We start from the raw sequence: 13,812 nt of genomic DNA, 5'->3' as shown, positions 1-13,812 counted from the left end.
CGCGACGAATCGGCACTCTTGTTCGGTGCGGGAGGAAAAGCGTGGTGCGTCAGGCGGCCTGCGAGCCGATGAAATTGCGTCCGCGCGCGCCCTGCATGGCTTCATCGATCATGGCTTCGGCTTCAGCGGCTGTCACGCCGTAGTCTTCAAACTCAGTGCGAACGCCCAAGCGATGCAAGAAGCCCCGAAGGCGCTGCTGGGCGGCATCAAGATCAGGGCCAAAGACTTTCTGCAAGGTCCGGTCCCGGTCGCTGTCACGGCCCCAGGCCAAGCCAAGGACCATCGGCAAGGTGAACGAGCAGGCGATGCCGTGGGGCAGCCCATGGCGCAGGGTCATTTCGTAGGAGATGGAATGGGCCAGTGCCGTCTTGGTGTTAGAGAACGCCATGCCGGCCTTGAGAGCAGCCAAGGCCATGCGCGCGCGCAGCTCGGGGTTGCCCAGGTCTTGTTGTAACTGGGGGAGGCAGTCGAGGATGTCCTCGATGGCCGAGACTGCAAACGTGTCCGAGATGGGATTGGCGTTGTGATTCCAGATCGCTTCCAAGGCGTGTGACAACGCATCCAGCCCGGTGGATACCGTGACCCCACCTGGCACGCTGAGCATCAGCTCTGGGTCGATCAGCGCCACCTGCGGCCAAGTGCATGCCAGGTGCAGGGAGTACTTCTTCTGCCGGGCGGTGTCCCACAGCGTGGCCCAGGGCGTTACCTCGCTGCCGGTACCTGCCGTGGTCGGCGCGGCAATCAGCGGCTTGTGCCGCGCCGGAGTGAATGGTTTGCCACTAGCCAGAAGCTCCAGAAGTTCATTGAAACTGCCGGATTCTGTACCGACGATAAGCGCTTTGGCGGTGTCGATGGCACTGCCACCACCGAGGGCGAAAACGCTGTCACAGTCACCGTTTTCGGCCCAAAACCGCTCGTGTACATCGCGCAGCCACGCCACATCTGGGTTTGGTTGCACATTGTCTATGACGCACACCAGGCGCTCACCAAGCAGGCCGCGTACACGCTCCACCAGCCCTAGCTGGGCGGCTTCCGGAAACGTCACCAAGGCGACTTTGCCTGGGCACAGCTCGGCGATGCGCGCCAAACTGCCAGCGCCGAAGACGGTCGAGACAGGATTATGAAAACAGGCAGGCATGGGCAGTTCCTTATTGTTGTTAGAGGGTGCGGCCATGCTCAACGGCTGGCAGCTTTCGTTCCAATCGTTTGATCGCAGGTAGGCATCGGCCGAGCCGATAACAGGGGCACTTGGCATTTTGTGTATTCCGGGCAAAGCCTCACCCCCTGCGCAGGTGAAGGGCGCAGTGAGCGAAGCCGGGAACAGGAAGGGTCAGTGACGGGCCGAGCCCTGGATGGCTTGGCGCAGGCGGCTGGAAAGCAGGTCGGCGAGCACCACCATCAAAGTAATCAGCAGAATACAAGTGGCGGTTTCCTGGTACTTGAAGAGCTTCAGGCTGCTTACCAGCTCAAAGCCGAGGCCGCCCGCACCGACCATTCCCAGCACCGTCGCTGAGCGTAAGTTGACCTCGAAGCGGTACAGCACCACCGCAATCCAGGCGGTAATCACCTGCGGTAGTACACCGAAGACAATCACCTGCAGCGGTCGAGCGCCCGTTGCCTGCAAAGCCTCGATCGGGCCCTGGTCGATTTCCTCGATACTTTCCGCGAAGAATTTACCGAGCATGCCCACGCCGTGCAGGGCTAGGGCCAGCACGCCAGGGAACGGGCCTAGGCCTACTGCGGAAACGAATACAAGCGCCAGGATCAGTTCGTTAATGCTACGAATCACGTTGAGCAGTTGCCGGGTGCCCTGATACAGCCAACGCTTGTCGTGAAGGTTGCGCGCGGCAAGCAAGCCCAGCGGGATGGCACCCATAATCCCCAGCAGGGTGCCCCAGAGCGCGATCTGCAGGGTTTCCAGTGCTGGACGCCAAAGGTTTGGAAGGATATTCAGGTCCGGCGGCAGCGAGCGGCCGAGAAAGTCGCCAATCTGCGGCAGGCCGCTGACCAGCTCGCCCCAGCTCAATTGCGCACCCTTGGCGCTCCAATGCAGCACGCAAAGGACCACTGCCAGCAATACAGCGCCGCCCAGCCACCCACGTGACGTCGTCGGCGTGCGCACCAGCCATTGGTAAGTTCGTGGATTCATTTTCAGGCCCTCGTGCCAGCCGCGATGACAGGATGTTCAGCCACTGGAGAATCGCCCGCCTGGCGAGGCGCGCCGCTGTGGTAGATGCGCTGCAGTGCGGCGTCATCCAAAGTCTGCGCCGGACCGTCGAATACCAGGCGGCCACTGGCCAGGCCGACGATGCGGTCGCCGAATGCCCGTGCCAGGTCCACTTGGTGCAAATTGCACACTACCGTGATGCCAAGTGTGCGGGTTGCCTCGCGCAGATAACGCATGACCAGGTGTGCCGTGTTTGGATCTAGGCTGGCCACCGGTTCGTCAGCCAGGATCACCTCCGGACGCTGGGCCAGCGCCCGGGCGATACCGACACGCTGCAGTTGCCCGCCTGATAGCGAATCTGCGCGCGCACCGGCCTTGTCGCTCAGCCCGACGCGGCCCAGGCAATCACGGGCCAGGTCTATGTCCTCTCGACGAAACAGCTGCAGCAGCGAGGCCAGGGTGCTGCAGTGGGCCAGGCGCCCGGTAAGCACGTTCTTCAACACTGAAAGGCGCGGCACCACGTTGTGGTGCTGGAAGATCATCGCTACGCGCCGGCGCAGTTCGCGCTGCTGTGATGGTTGCATGGCGTCCACCCCGCCGACTTCCAGCACGCCACTGTCAGCGTGAGCCAGGCGGTTGATGCAGCGCAACAAGGTGGACTTGCCGGCACCGGATTGACCGAGGATCACCACGAACTCGCCTGCCGCGACCTGCAGGTCGATACCGCGCAATACCGGATTTTCGGCATAGCCCTTGACCAATTGCTGGATGCGGATCATTTCAGCCTCCGCAAGTCGAGGTCGAGCACCTTGGCGGTATCGCGAACCACGTCATAGGCCACGTCGCTGGTTGGCTGAAATCCATCGAGCATGCCCTGGTCGCCCCATGGGACATCCTTGATCGCGGCGAATGCATTGCGCAACTTGGCCTGCAACTCAGGGTCGAGGCCTTTGCGCCAGACCATCGGCGACTCGGGAATGTCCGGCGAGGTCCACACCACGTGGAAGTCTTGCTGCTTGACCTGTCCGTTGTGCACCGCGCTCGCGAGGATGCGATCGGCCACCGCTGCGGCGTCCACTTTGCGGTTTTCCACCGCGAGGATGCTCGCGTCGTGGGATCCAGAGAAGATCACGCGTGAGAAAAGCGTTTTAGGGTCATGGCCAGCCTGCTCCAAGCCCGCCTCGGGAAATAGATGCCCCGAAGCCGAGCTGGGGTCGACGAAGGCGAATGTCTTGCCCTGCAGGTCTTGCAGGCTGCGGATGCCACTGTCGTTACGGGCGATGATCAGGCTGTGATAGGCGCTGCTGCCGGTTTTACGGGTCACGGCCACGGCAAACGCCTCGGCATCGGCCATCTGCTTAGCCAGCACATAAGAGAACGGCCCCAGGTAGGCAACATCCAATTTGCCTGCACGCAGGGCTTCGATCACGCCGTTGTAGTCTGTGGCAACGAAGGGTTTAACTGGCATGCCCAAGCGCTGCTCAAGCTGGTCAAGCACCAACTGGCTGCTTTTGATCATCGCTTGAGAGTCTTCGGAAGGTATCAGGCCGACGGTAAGGATCTCCTGGGCCTGTACGGCCGAAGTGAACAACAGAGGCAGCAGGATAAAGCGGGCAGAACGGCACAGGCTGGCAAACGAGATCATGAACTCACCGCAGGATTGTTTTTGGTGAGGCCAAAGCTAGGGCTGTCATGTGACAGTCAACGCATCAGTTCAATATGGTTTTCGAGCGCTTTCCATTCAAAGGATCTATAGATGTCATCTGCCCGACTGCGTACGTTTCTTGCCGTTGCCCGCCATGCCAGCTTTAGTGCCGGAGCCAGAGCCATCGGCCTAAGCCAGCCGACAGCCACCAATCAGGTTCAGGCCCTGGAACGCGAATTCAACGTCGAGCTGTTCCATCGGCGCGGACGCCGTATCGAACTGACCACAGTGGGCCGTGCATTGCTGCCCATCGCCGGCCAACTGGCGCTGCTCGAAGCCGAAGCTGCCAACCTGCTGCGCGATGCTGGCAAGCTCAACCGCGGGCAATTGCGCATCGGCGCGGTCGGCCCGTTCCATGTGATCGAAATGGTTGACCGTTACCAGCCCCAGTATCCGCAGATCGATGTCTCTATTCGTGTCGGCAACTCAGCCTCAGTACTGGCCGATCTGGAAAACTACGTGAGCGACATCGGTGTGCTGGCGGGGCTGCAGGACGATCCTGCATTCGTTGCCCAGCGCTACGCGCGTCATCCGGTCATCCTCTTCGCCCATGTCGACCACCCATTTGCCCGGCATGACGAGGTGCCGCTGCAAGCCCTGCAGGGGCAGCCTCTTCTACGTCGCGAGCAGGGATCGACCACCCGACTGGCACTGGAACAGGCTCTGACCGAGGCTAATGTCAGCCCACGAATTGCTATGGAAATCGGCAGCCGCGAGGCACTACGCGAAGCGGTCATTCGTAAACTCGGCATCGGCGCAGTGTCGGAAGCGGAATACATTGCCGACCCGAGCCTGAAAGTCATTCGCATCGCTGGCGACGCAGTATTCACTGAAACCTATTTGTACTACCTGGCCGAGCGTCGCAGCAGTCGAGTCATCGACTCCTTCCTGTCGATTGCGCTGCGGTGAAAGTGGAAAGTTGGCGCTCCATCGACTTCAGTACCACAGTGCCATTAGCATGACGTCTTAATGCCCAAGGCGAGTGCCAGACGTTCCGGGCATCGAACCCAATCGGTTTTCCAAGGCAGGTGACATGAAGCGGTCCACTATCATGCGGCGGGGGCTTGTTCTTAGCTTCCTGGCGGTCGCGGTTCCTGTGGTATTCACCGCTGTCCTGGGTTGGATGTTGACCATTCAATCCACAAAGGCCCGTCTCACAACCCTTGCCCAGATTGCGTCCGATCGCGCCGGGAGCACCTTTGAACAGGCCTCACAGGCGCTCAAGAGCATCGCGCTCACCGACCTTCCTCCCTGCTCGCCCGAAGGCATTGATCAGATGCGCATCGTGGCCATGAATACCTTCTCGGTCGAATCAGTGGGCTACGAGGAAGACGTCTTTGCCTGTACCTCCTGGGGCCCAACGGAGCCCCGGCGCGACACCTGGCCAGAAGACTTCGTGACCGACGACGGGGTAAAAGTTTCGATCGGTGTGCAGTCCGACAGTGAGCGGCTAAAGCCGATGCTTGCCTTGCAGTATGCAGCTTTCAACGTGCTGATTGATCCTGAGCAGTTCCGCGAAGTGGCGCTGGACGAAGGTATCAGGGTGGCGGTAGGCACCCGGCAAGGCCGGGCATTGGGCCCGACCACACCCAATACCGCTCATTTTCTGGCACTAGTGCATGCTGGGCCCACCCATGGGTTGAAAGACGGCTTTCTCTATACGCTTGTCCCACAGCGAAATTTCACTGTCGTCGCTGCTATCCCTCGCCAGCAACTATTGAGCAGTCTGTGGCAGCACCAACTCTATCTGCTACCGGTGACCCTCATCATTGCTGCATGGCTGCTCAGTGCAGTATTGCGCTCATGGCGCCGCAAGCTATCTCCGCTTGCTGCGCTGGAACGGGCAGTACGCAGGCAGGAGTTCCAGGTGCATTACCAGCCCCTCATCGAGATCGAGAGCAAGCGCTGCGTCGGTGCCGAAGCGCTCGTCAGATGGCGTAAACCCAATGGCGAGATGGTGCCTCCGGACCATTTCATTCCGCTTGCGGAGGAAAGCGGGCTGATCATGCCCATTACAGATCAGGTGATCGCAACCAGCCTGCATGACCTAGGAGAAATGCTGGTGGCCGACCGATCACTGCATATCGCCATAAATCTTGCCGCGGCAGATGTTTGCTCGGGTCGTTTCTTGCCGATTCTGCAGCGCGAGATTGCGAAAGCCGATGTCCAGCCGCAGCAGATCTGGCTAGAAGTCACGGAACGCAGTTTCATCAACGCCGAGGCGGCCCGCAAGACCATCGAGCAGGCACGCCAGGCTGGCTTCATCGTGGCGCTGGATGATTTCGGCACCGGCTACTCCAGCTTGCAGTATTTGCAGCAGCTTTCACTCGATGTGTTGAAGATCGACCGCTCATTCATCGATAACATCGGCAAGCCAGACGGTAGGGACAGCCTGGTTTCTCATGTTATTGAGATGGGCCTGGCATTGCGCTTGGCGCTGGTGGCTGAAGGCGTGGAAACCAACGCGCAGCTGGCTTTCCTAAGCGAAAACCAGGTCCGCTACGCACAGGGCTGGTTGTTCGCCAAAGCGATGGACTGTCATCAGTTTGTCCAGTTCTATCGTCAGCAGGGTGCAATGCTGAGCACTGATACACAAGTCCCGACCTAATCGAAGAAAATTCGGCCGGTGTGAGTGACCGCTATCGACCCATAGCAGCCGGCTGGCAAGGACGGCCTTTCAGGCATGCTTGATTTCGGTTTTCGCGTCAGCCATGCAGATGGTGTGGCAAACTCTCTCTTTTTGAGGAAGCCTTGCGAGGAACACATGGTAATTCGACGATTCCGAATCGGGGAAGAGATTGCGCTGTTCGGGGTCTTTTACTCTGCCATTCATGACATCGCGTCACACGATTACACTCGAGATCAAGTCGATGCCTGGGCTCCTGCCGATCTTGATCAAACGCTATGGGCGGAGCACCTTCGAAACCTCCGCCCGTTCGTTGCTGAGGTAGACGGGAAAATTGTGGGCTATGCCGACATTCAACCGAACGGTTACATCGACCATTTCTTTGTGTCGGGTACTCATCCTCGGCAAGGAATAGGCACTTTACTCATGAATCGTATCCATGAAGAAGCCAGGTTACTTGGCATCGATGAACTTACTTCAGACGTCAGCACGACGGCAGAAACGTTCTTTGAACTGCACGGCTTTCATGTCGTGCGGCGCGGATTTCCGATCCGCCGGGGCGTAACGCTTCAGAATGCGTTTATGCAGAAAAACCTGAAATGCAGCGCATGAATGCCCCAGATCAAACGCGAGCAACTGCATTCGCCCGCTCAGACCTTTGCGACAGGAAACAACCGGCAAGAATTATTATTCCAGAAGCTTAGCGAAGCTCGGATCAATGCATAATTATTACTGGCAATGTACTTCTGACGGATGATCCTTAGGGACTTATCCTGCGCTTATAGAGTTTGAATGAAAAATAATTATGGACAGTGTTAAATTTGAAGAACCTATGTTTGATCAGTATCTGAAACGATGGGGACTGACAATCGACGGTGATGCTTTCGTCTCGCTGAACGGCAATCTACTACCCGTTCGCCAAGGCAATGTACCCGCCATGCTTAAAGTCTCACAAGAGCCGGAGGAACAAGCAGGCAGCCAGCTCATGGCTTGGTGGGACGGCGACGGTGCGGCGCCCGTGCTGGCCCACCAGGGTGAAGCTTTACTGATGAAGCGCGCGCAAGGCCCGGCCACGCTCATTCAGATGGTCAATAGTGGCCGGGATGACGAAGCCATTCGCATCCTCTGTGCGGTAGTAGCCCGTCTTCACACACCGCGCTCCAAGCCCATCCCTGAATTGGTTCCGCTAGGGCAATGGTTCGAATCGCTATTGAGTGCGGCAGCTACTCACTACGGTATTCTTGAACACTGTGCGGGAGCGGCACGCGAGCTTTTGGCTGCTCCACTCGATGTCGCAGTACTTCACGGCGATATCCATCACGGTAATGTGCTCGATTTCGGCCAAGCTGGATGGCTTGCCATTGATCCCAAGGGATTATACGGCGAGCGCGGCTTTGATTATGCCAATATCCTCTGCAATCCTGACGAAGCAAGCGCGCTCGCACCGGAATACTTCGCACGACGTATTGCACTCATCGCAGATGCTTCCGGTATTGATCGCCGAAGGTTGTTGCAATGGGTGCTCGCATGGACAGGATTGTCGGCAACCTGGATGCTCGAAGACGGTGCCGATCCAAGAAGCAGGCTTGAGTTGGCAAAGTTAGCAGCTTCGGCACTCAATATCAGCTTTTAGGTTGCAGAAATGAGTTATCGGCCAACAACTGTAGATCTTGCCTCATTAACCCCGGCACAGGAGGGCGAGAGATGAGTACATAGATATAGGTTGCGGCTATTAGGCGTTCATTGTCGCCCCAAAACAGAAGTATACATAAGTGCTCTCGGGCGACTTATTGGAATTGGTGAGATGGCACAGGAGAGAATGGATTGATAGAAGTTCGCAGAGCAACTGTAGACGATGCTGAGGCGTTGGGTGTGATTGGTCCTGCTGCTTATGCGGCAGCATACCATTACCTCTGGAGCGACTGCGTAGCTCTAGCCAAGCAGCTCGATACCTTTAGCTCCTCAGCATTTTTGATATTGCTACAGCGAGCGGACTCAAGGCTTTGGGTTGCGGAAGTCGATGGGGTCGTGGTTGGATTTCTAACGATGATAGTAGACTCCAGCAACCCGGTTACACACGAAGACGGCGGAGCGGAAATATCAAGGATTTACCTACTTCCTGGCAGCCAAAAAAGTGGGCTAGGCTTGCGACTTCTCAATGCAGCAATGGCGCATGCGAATGAACTAGGACTGACACATGTGTGGTTGGATGTAATGGCCTCTGCAACAAATGCAAGGAGCGCCTATCTCAAGTGGGGATTTACAGAAATAGGAATAAAGAATTTTTCTCGGAAAGTCAAAGTTGAGCATTCACAAATGGTTGTCCTGAGAAATGGGCTCTGAAGTCGCACCTCTTAAGGGCGCGCACTCTACATCTTGCGGCGGCGGAATTCTCCCTAAGAGCTGTCCAAAACGTCCACTTTTGGCCGATTTCTGCCCGTCGCGAAGGGCAGCTGTGGGTCGATAGCGGCCCTCCTCGACCTCTAAATGTCGAGCGACTGTGCAGCATGTCCCCTGAATAGTGGACAAATTGCGGTCAAAATACACCACTCTGGAAAGCTCACACCCGACCCATACGAAGCCTCCATGACGCGCTATGGCCCAACGTATCGCGGCGCTCGTAGTCGGTAACTACGCGCTGGCAGCCAAGCGGGTGCCGCACTCTCCAGGTTGGCCTGGCCGGCCTGGCAGCAAAATACCTGTACATGATGCTATTTTTGTACAGTACCTACGCGTGTTCGAGGTCACTATGCCGCACAGTGCCCGCTGGATTTGCCTTTGCCTTCTACTGACTGCGTTGTCGGCGGCGGGGGATTGGCGGGCGGCGCTACCTGCGGCGCAACGGTTGGGCAGCGGTGAGTTCACTTGGTTTGGCATGCGGCTCTACAAGGCCCAGTTATTCACAGCAGGTACAGAGCATGACTGGAACCAGCCATTCGCACTCGAGCTTCTGTATCACCGGTCGCTTTCCAGAGAAACATTGGCAGAGGCCAGCCTCGCGGAAATGGTGCGCCTCAACGCTGCCAGCATAACGGCGCAGCAACGCGCGGCGTGGGCCAATGTGCTTGAACAGGCCTTCGTGGACGTGCACCCCGGTATGCGCATAACCGGCTTGTACCTGCCAGGGCAGGGCTGCCGTTTCTACGTTGACGGCAAACTCAGCCGAGAAATCGCCGACCCGGTCTTTGCCCGGGCGTTCTTCGCCATCTGGCTCGACCCCCGCGCCAGGGATACAGAACTGCGTCAGCGCCTGCTGGGGCTGGTCGGCAAGGACGGAGGAACATGATTATGTACAAAGCAGTGTTGCTGGCTTGCTGCCTGCTTTTGGGCAGCTGTGGCAATGTCGGTGTCGAGCACTATGACCAGGAGCAACCGAAACTGGACCTGGCTGCGTTCTTCTCGCGGCCGGTGCAGGCCTGGGGAATTTTCCAGAAGCGTTCCGGGGAAGTGGTCAAGCGCTTCCACGTGCGCATCAATAGCCGCCGCGAAGGTGACCGCCTGATCCTCGACGAGCATTTTCTCTATAGCGACGGCACACGCCAGCAGCGCACCTGGACTCTGGTACCCGACGGCCCTGGCCGCTGGCGCGGAACTGCGGGGGACGTGATCGGTGAGGCGCGAGGCGAAGTGGCGGGTAATGCGCTGCGATGGCGGTACAAGCTAGACCTGCCGATTGAAGGGCGGCACTGGCAGGTAGACTTGGATGACTGGATGTACCTCATGGATGACGACACCCTGATCAACCGCTCGAGCATGAGCAAGCTGGGCGTTGAGATTGGCCAGATCACCTTGTTCTTCAGCCGCCTGCCAGAGGACACACCATGAACTTGGTCACGCTCACACAGCGGGTTTCGACAGGCGAGGTAAAGGAACTTGAACTGCGGCGATTACCACCACTGCGCGCTTGGCCGGCGTACGGTCGATCAGGGTCCCGTCGGGTGTCTGCGCCAGCAGCGCCGCGATGCCTGCCAGGCTCATCACCAGGCCGATGCTCGCTGGCTGCCAGTGGTGCACCGCAAGCAGGTAGATGGCCAGATACGGCCCCAGGCCGTCGCGCACGTCGGCCAGGAAGAAATTCAGCCAGTCGAGGGCCCGGTGGTGTGCCGGCAGGGCTTCAACCATGGGGTGCCGGCATGTAGGGCAGCAGTCGCTCGGTTTCTTTCTTCACGACGGCGTAGCATTCGCAGCTCAGCAGTTCCAGGCGTGCCCTGTCCAGCACCCTGATCTGCCCGCGGTTGTACTCGATCACCCCCAGGCGCTGCAACTTGCCGGCGGCGTCGGTCACACCCTCGCGGCGTACGCCCAGCATGTTGGCGATCAGTTCCTGGGTCATGCACAGGCGGTCGCCCGGCAGGCGGTCGAGCGACAACAGCAGCCAGCGGCACAATTGCTGGTCGATGGAGTGATGGCGATTGCACACCGCTGTTTGTGCCATCTGGGTGATCAGTGCCTGGGTGTAGCGCAGCATCAAGGTCATCAACTCGCCATGGCGGTTGAACTCGTCCTTGATCCTTTGCACGGGCAAGCGGTAGGCATGCCCGGCGCTCTGCACGATGGCCCGGCTGGGTGTGCTTTCACCGCCCATGAACACGGCGATGCCCACCAGCCCTTCGTTACCCACCACCGAAATTTCGGCCGAGGCGCCGTTTTCCATCACATACAGCAGCGAAACGATGGCATCGACCGGGAAGTGGACGTGGCGCAGGGTGTCGCCGGACTCGTACAGCGCCTTGCCCAGGGGCAGGTTTACGTGCTCCAGGTCCGGTTCCAAGCGGCTGAACGCCTCTGGCGACAATGCAGCCAGCAAGTGGTTATTTTGGGGCTTTAACGTGTGTTGCATGGGGGGGACCATCGACGGAAGCGGCTGTCGTAACAAGATTAGCCTAGCAGGGCTTGGGCTTCCGTCAGCGCAGCCCTGACGCGCCCAACGGTTCAGCGGGTCGGCAGGGAGCATCCCCGCACTGGGCGATGACGTAGTGCTCGCGCCCGTCATCCTTCAGCTGAAGCTTGGCTTCGGCAAGCCGTTCGCCGTCCAGGCTCAGGGTCAGCTCGTTGCGGTCGCTGTTGTGGACCTCGATGCGGTAACGGGCGCTACCAAAGCGGTAATGCAGGACATAACCCGGCCAGCCTGCCGGCAACAGCGGCTGCAGGCGCAGGGTATCGCCATTGCGTTGCAGGCCCAGCAGGCTTTCGACGATCAAGCGGTACATCCAGCCGGCAGAGCCGGTGTACCAGCTCCAGCCACCCCGCCCGGCGTGGGGCGCAACTGCATAGACATCGGCAGCCATCACATAGGGTTCGACCTTGTAGGTATCGATCAGCGCGTCGCAGCCCTGGCGCACCGGGTTGATCAGGCGCAGCAGCTCCCAGGCCTTGTCGGCGTCGCCCAGGTGCGCGTAGGCCATGCTCGCCCAGATGGCCGCATGGGTGTACTGCCCGCCGTTTTCACGCACGCCCGGCAGGTAGCCCTTGATGTAGCCGGGGTCCAGCTGGCCCTGGTCGAAGGGTGGGTCGAGCAGTTTGACGATGCCGATGTCACGGCGTACCAGGTGGCTGTCCAGCGCCGCCATGGCCACGCGGGCGCGTTCGGGCGAAGCAACACCCGACAGCACCGCCCAGCTTTGCGCCAGCGAGTCGATCCGGCATTCCTGGTTGCTGGCCGACCCCAGTACCTGGCCATCGTCGAACCAGGCGCGGCGATACCAGCCGCCGTCCCAGGCGTGCGCTTCCAGTTTTTCGGCGAGTGCGGCGGCCTGGGTGGTGCAACGCAGCGCAAAGGCGCTGTCGCCCTGGCGCAAGGCGACGCAGCTGAATGCCCGCAGCACCTCGTGGCCAAAGAAGCCAAGCCACACGCTTTCGCCTTGCCCTTGTTCGCCAACCCTGTTCATGCCGTCGTTCCAGTCGCCGCTGCCCATCAACGGCAGGCCATGGGCGCCGCACTGCAGGGCGTGGCCGAGGGCACGCTGACAATGCTGGTACAGGCTCTCGGTCAGGGGCGATTGAGCGGGCAAATCGTAGTAGGACTCTTCACCGGCATTGAGTGCACGGCCTTCCAGATAGCCGGCCGGCTCGTCAAGCACGGCGTAGTCCCCGGTAACCTCTACGTAGCGGCTGGCGGCCAGCGGCAGCCACAACAGGTCGTCCGAGCAGCGGGTACGCACCCCGCGTTGCAGCGGTGGGTGCCACCAGTGCTGCACGTCACCTTCGGCATACTGATGCGCAGCACAGGCCAGCAGGTGTTGGCGCGCCGCACCGGGGGCAGCATGGAGCATGGCCATGCTGTCCTGCAGCTGGTCGCGAAAACCGATGGCACCGCCGGACTGGTAGAAACCACTGCGCGCCCAGAACCGGCAGGCGATCACCTGGTACATCAACCAGCCGTTGGCCAGCACGTCCAGTGCAGGTTCTGGCGTTTCGATCTGCACGGTGTCGAGCGTGCGGCGCCAGTAGCTGTTGACCTTGTCGAGCTCGTCCATGGCGGCCTGCAGGCCCCGGTATTGCAGGACGCAGCGGGTGGCGGCGGTGGCGTCCTGGGCGGCGCCCAGGCGAAACACCACTTCGCGGCTTTCACCGGGCTCCAGTTGCAGCGCCACTTGCAGCGCCGCGCACGGGTCCAGGCCTGCGCCGGTGCGCCCCGACAGCCGTGCCTGGCGCATGCCCAGGGGCGCCTGGCAATCGCCGTTGCGCCCGAGGAATTCGCCGCGATCGCAGGTCTGGCCCTGCAACGGCAGGTCGCAATCGAGAAACGCCACTTGCGTGGAAAATTCCACGGCGTAGCTGTTGCGGGCAAACAGCGCGCCGCTCACCGGGTCGCTGTCACTGACCACATGCATGGCGGTTTTGCTGGGCAGGTCGCCCAGCACCCACTCGACGAAGCAGGTCACCGACAACCGGCGTACCCGTGCCGAGGTGTTGTGCAGTATGAGGCGGCTGAACTTGACCGGGGCATCCAGCGCCACATGCACCCACAGCTCGCTGCGCAGGTCGTCATCGGCATATTCGAACACGCTGTAGCCAAAACCGTGGCGGGTGCGGTAACGGCCAGGGCCTGGGGAGGGCTGCGGGGTCGGTGACCAGTACTCGCCGCTGTCCTCGTCGCGCAGGTAGAAGGCTTCGCCGCTGGGGTCGCAGACCGGGTCGTTGTGCCAGGGCGTCAAGCGGTACTCGTGGGCGTTCTCGTACCAGGTGTAAGCGCTGCCGGCCTCGGAAACCACGCAGCCGAAACGTGGGTTGGCCAGGATGTTGACCCACGGCGCCGGTGGCGGTGTGCCGGGTATCAGCGAAATGACATATTCGCGGCCATCGGCGCTGAAC

13 protein-coding genes and 1 pseudogene are annotated in these 13,812 nt (G+C 60.0%); 7 read left to right on the top strand and 7 right to left on the bottom strand.

Annotated features, from left to right (window positions below):
* Window positions 1-49 precede the first annotated feature (49 nt).
* The 4 genes from psrA to phnD form a co-directional block, all read right to left on the bottom strand.
* Window positions 50-1,138 (bottom strand): iron-containing alcohol dehydrogenase PsrA, encoded by a 1,089-nt coding sequence (psrA, locus tag AK81_RS19330; RefSeq protein ID WP_043201505.1) that lies wholly within the window; start codon window positions 1,136-1,138, stop codon window positions 50-52.
* 192 nt (window positions 1,139-1,330) lie between these two features.
* The gene (gene phnE, locus AK81_RS19325; protein ID WP_043201503.1) at window positions 1,331-2,149 is read right to left on the bottom strand and encodes a phosphonate ABC transporter, permease protein PhnE; all 819 of its coding nucleotides are present in this window, start codon (window positions 2,147-2,149) and stop codon (window positions 1,331-1,333) included.
* A 2-nt stretch (window positions 2,150-2,151) separates the two neighbouring features.
* Window positions 2,152-2,946, bottom strand: a complete 795-nt coding sequence (gene phnC / locus AK81_RS19320; RefSeq protein WP_043201500.1) for a phosphonate ABC transporter ATP-binding protein — start codon at window positions 2,944-2,946, stop codon at window positions 2,152-2,154.
* Window positions 2,943-3,812 carry a phosphonate ABC transporter substrate-binding protein gene (gene phnD / locus AK81_RS19315; protein ID WP_043201498.1) on the bottom strand — a complete coding sequence of 290 codons (870 nt, stop codon included), beginning with the start codon at window positions 3,810-3,812 and terminating at the stop codon, window positions 2,943-2,945. Before phnD ends, phnC begins: the two co-directional genes overlap by 4 nt.
* A 111-nt stretch (window positions 3,813-3,923) precedes the next feature.
* Between phnD and AK81_RS19310 the strand changes: the two genes are divergently transcribed.
* The 7 genes from AK81_RS19310 (at window position 3,924) to AK81_RS19285 (ending at window position 10,323) form a co-directional block, all read left to right on the top strand.
* The gene (locus tag AK81_RS19310) at window positions 3,924-4,781 is read left to right on the top strand and encodes a LysR substrate-binding domain-containing protein (RefSeq protein ID WP_043201495.1); all 858 of its coding nucleotides are present in this window, start codon (window positions 3,924-3,926) and stop codon (window positions 4,779-4,781) included.
* A 124-nt stretch (window positions 4,782-4,905) separates the two neighbouring features.
* The gene (locus AK81_RS19305; RefSeq protein ID WP_043201493.1) at window positions 4,906-6,480 is read left to right on the top strand and encodes an EAL domain-containing protein; all 1,575 of its coding nucleotides are present in this window, start codon (window positions 4,906-4,908) and stop codon (window positions 6,478-6,480) included.
* A 75-nt stretch (window positions 6,481-6,555) separates the two neighbouring features.
* The gene (locus AK81_RS19300; RefSeq protein WP_225874378.1) at window positions 6,556-7,110 is read left to right on the top strand and encodes a GNAT family N-acetyltransferase; all 555 of its coding nucleotides are present in this window, start codon (window positions 6,556-6,558) and stop codon (window positions 7,108-7,110) included.
* A 220-nt stretch (window positions 7,111-7,330) separates the two neighbouring features.
* The gene (locus AK81_RS19295; protein ID WP_069375856.1) at window positions 7,331-8,131 is read left to right on the top strand and encodes an aminoglycoside phosphotransferase family protein; all 801 of its coding nucleotides are present in this window, start codon (window positions 7,331-7,333) and stop codon (window positions 8,129-8,131) included.
* A gap of 191 nt (window positions 8,132-8,322) precedes the next feature.
* Window positions 8,323-8,841, top strand: coding sequence for a GNAT family N-acetyltransferase (locus AK81_RS28545; RefSeq protein ID WP_081042108.1), 519 nt, complete (start codon window positions 8,323-8,325; stop codon window positions 8,839-8,841).
* A gap of 406 nt (window positions 8,842-9,247) precedes the next feature.
* The gene (locus AK81_RS19290) at window positions 9,248-9,784 is read left to right on the top strand and encodes a chalcone isomerase family protein (protein ID WP_043201595.1); all 537 of its coding nucleotides are present in this window, start codon (window positions 9,248-9,250) and stop codon (window positions 9,782-9,784) included.
* 2 nt (window positions 9,785-9,786) lie between these two features.
* Window positions 9,787-10,323 carry a DUF3833 domain-containing protein gene (locus AK81_RS19285; protein WP_043201488.1) on the top strand — a complete coding sequence of 179 codons (537 nt, stop codon included), beginning with the start codon at window positions 9,787-9,789 and terminating at the stop codon, window positions 10,321-10,323.
* A gap of 21 nt (window positions 10,324-10,344) precedes the next feature.
* Here AK81_RS19285 and AK81_RS19280 read toward each other — a convergent pair.
* The 3 genes and pseudogenes from AK81_RS19280 to AK81_RS19270 form a co-directional block, all read right to left on the bottom strand.
* Window positions 10,345-10,620 (bottom strand): annotated as a pseudogene (locus AK81_RS19280) (hypothetical protein); the annotation flags it as partial.
* Window positions 10,613-11,338 carry a Crp/Fnr family transcriptional regulator gene (locus AK81_RS19275; RefSeq protein WP_043201482.1) on the bottom strand — a complete coding sequence of 242 codons (726 nt, stop codon included), beginning with the start codon at window positions 11,336-11,338 and terminating at the stop codon, window positions 10,613-10,615. The pseudogene AK81_RS19280 and the gene AK81_RS19275, both read right to left, overlap by 8 nt.
* 64 nt (window positions 11,339-11,402) lie before the next feature.
* On the bottom strand, window positions 11,403-13,812 hold a 2,410-nt coding region (locus AK81_RS19270; protein ID WP_043201481.1), incomplete at its 5' end, for a GH36-type glycosyl hydrolase domain-containing protein.

Origin of the sequence: Pseudomonas putida W15Oct28 (assembly GCF_000708715.2) — a bacterium.
Taxonomy (GTDB): domain Bacteria; phylum Pseudomonadota; class Gammaproteobacteria; order Pseudomonadales; family Pseudomonadaceae; genus Aquipseudomonas; species Aquipseudomonas putida_R.
Note: the sequence above shows the minus strand (reverse complement) of the source record. Positions and strands in the feature narration are given on the sequence as shown.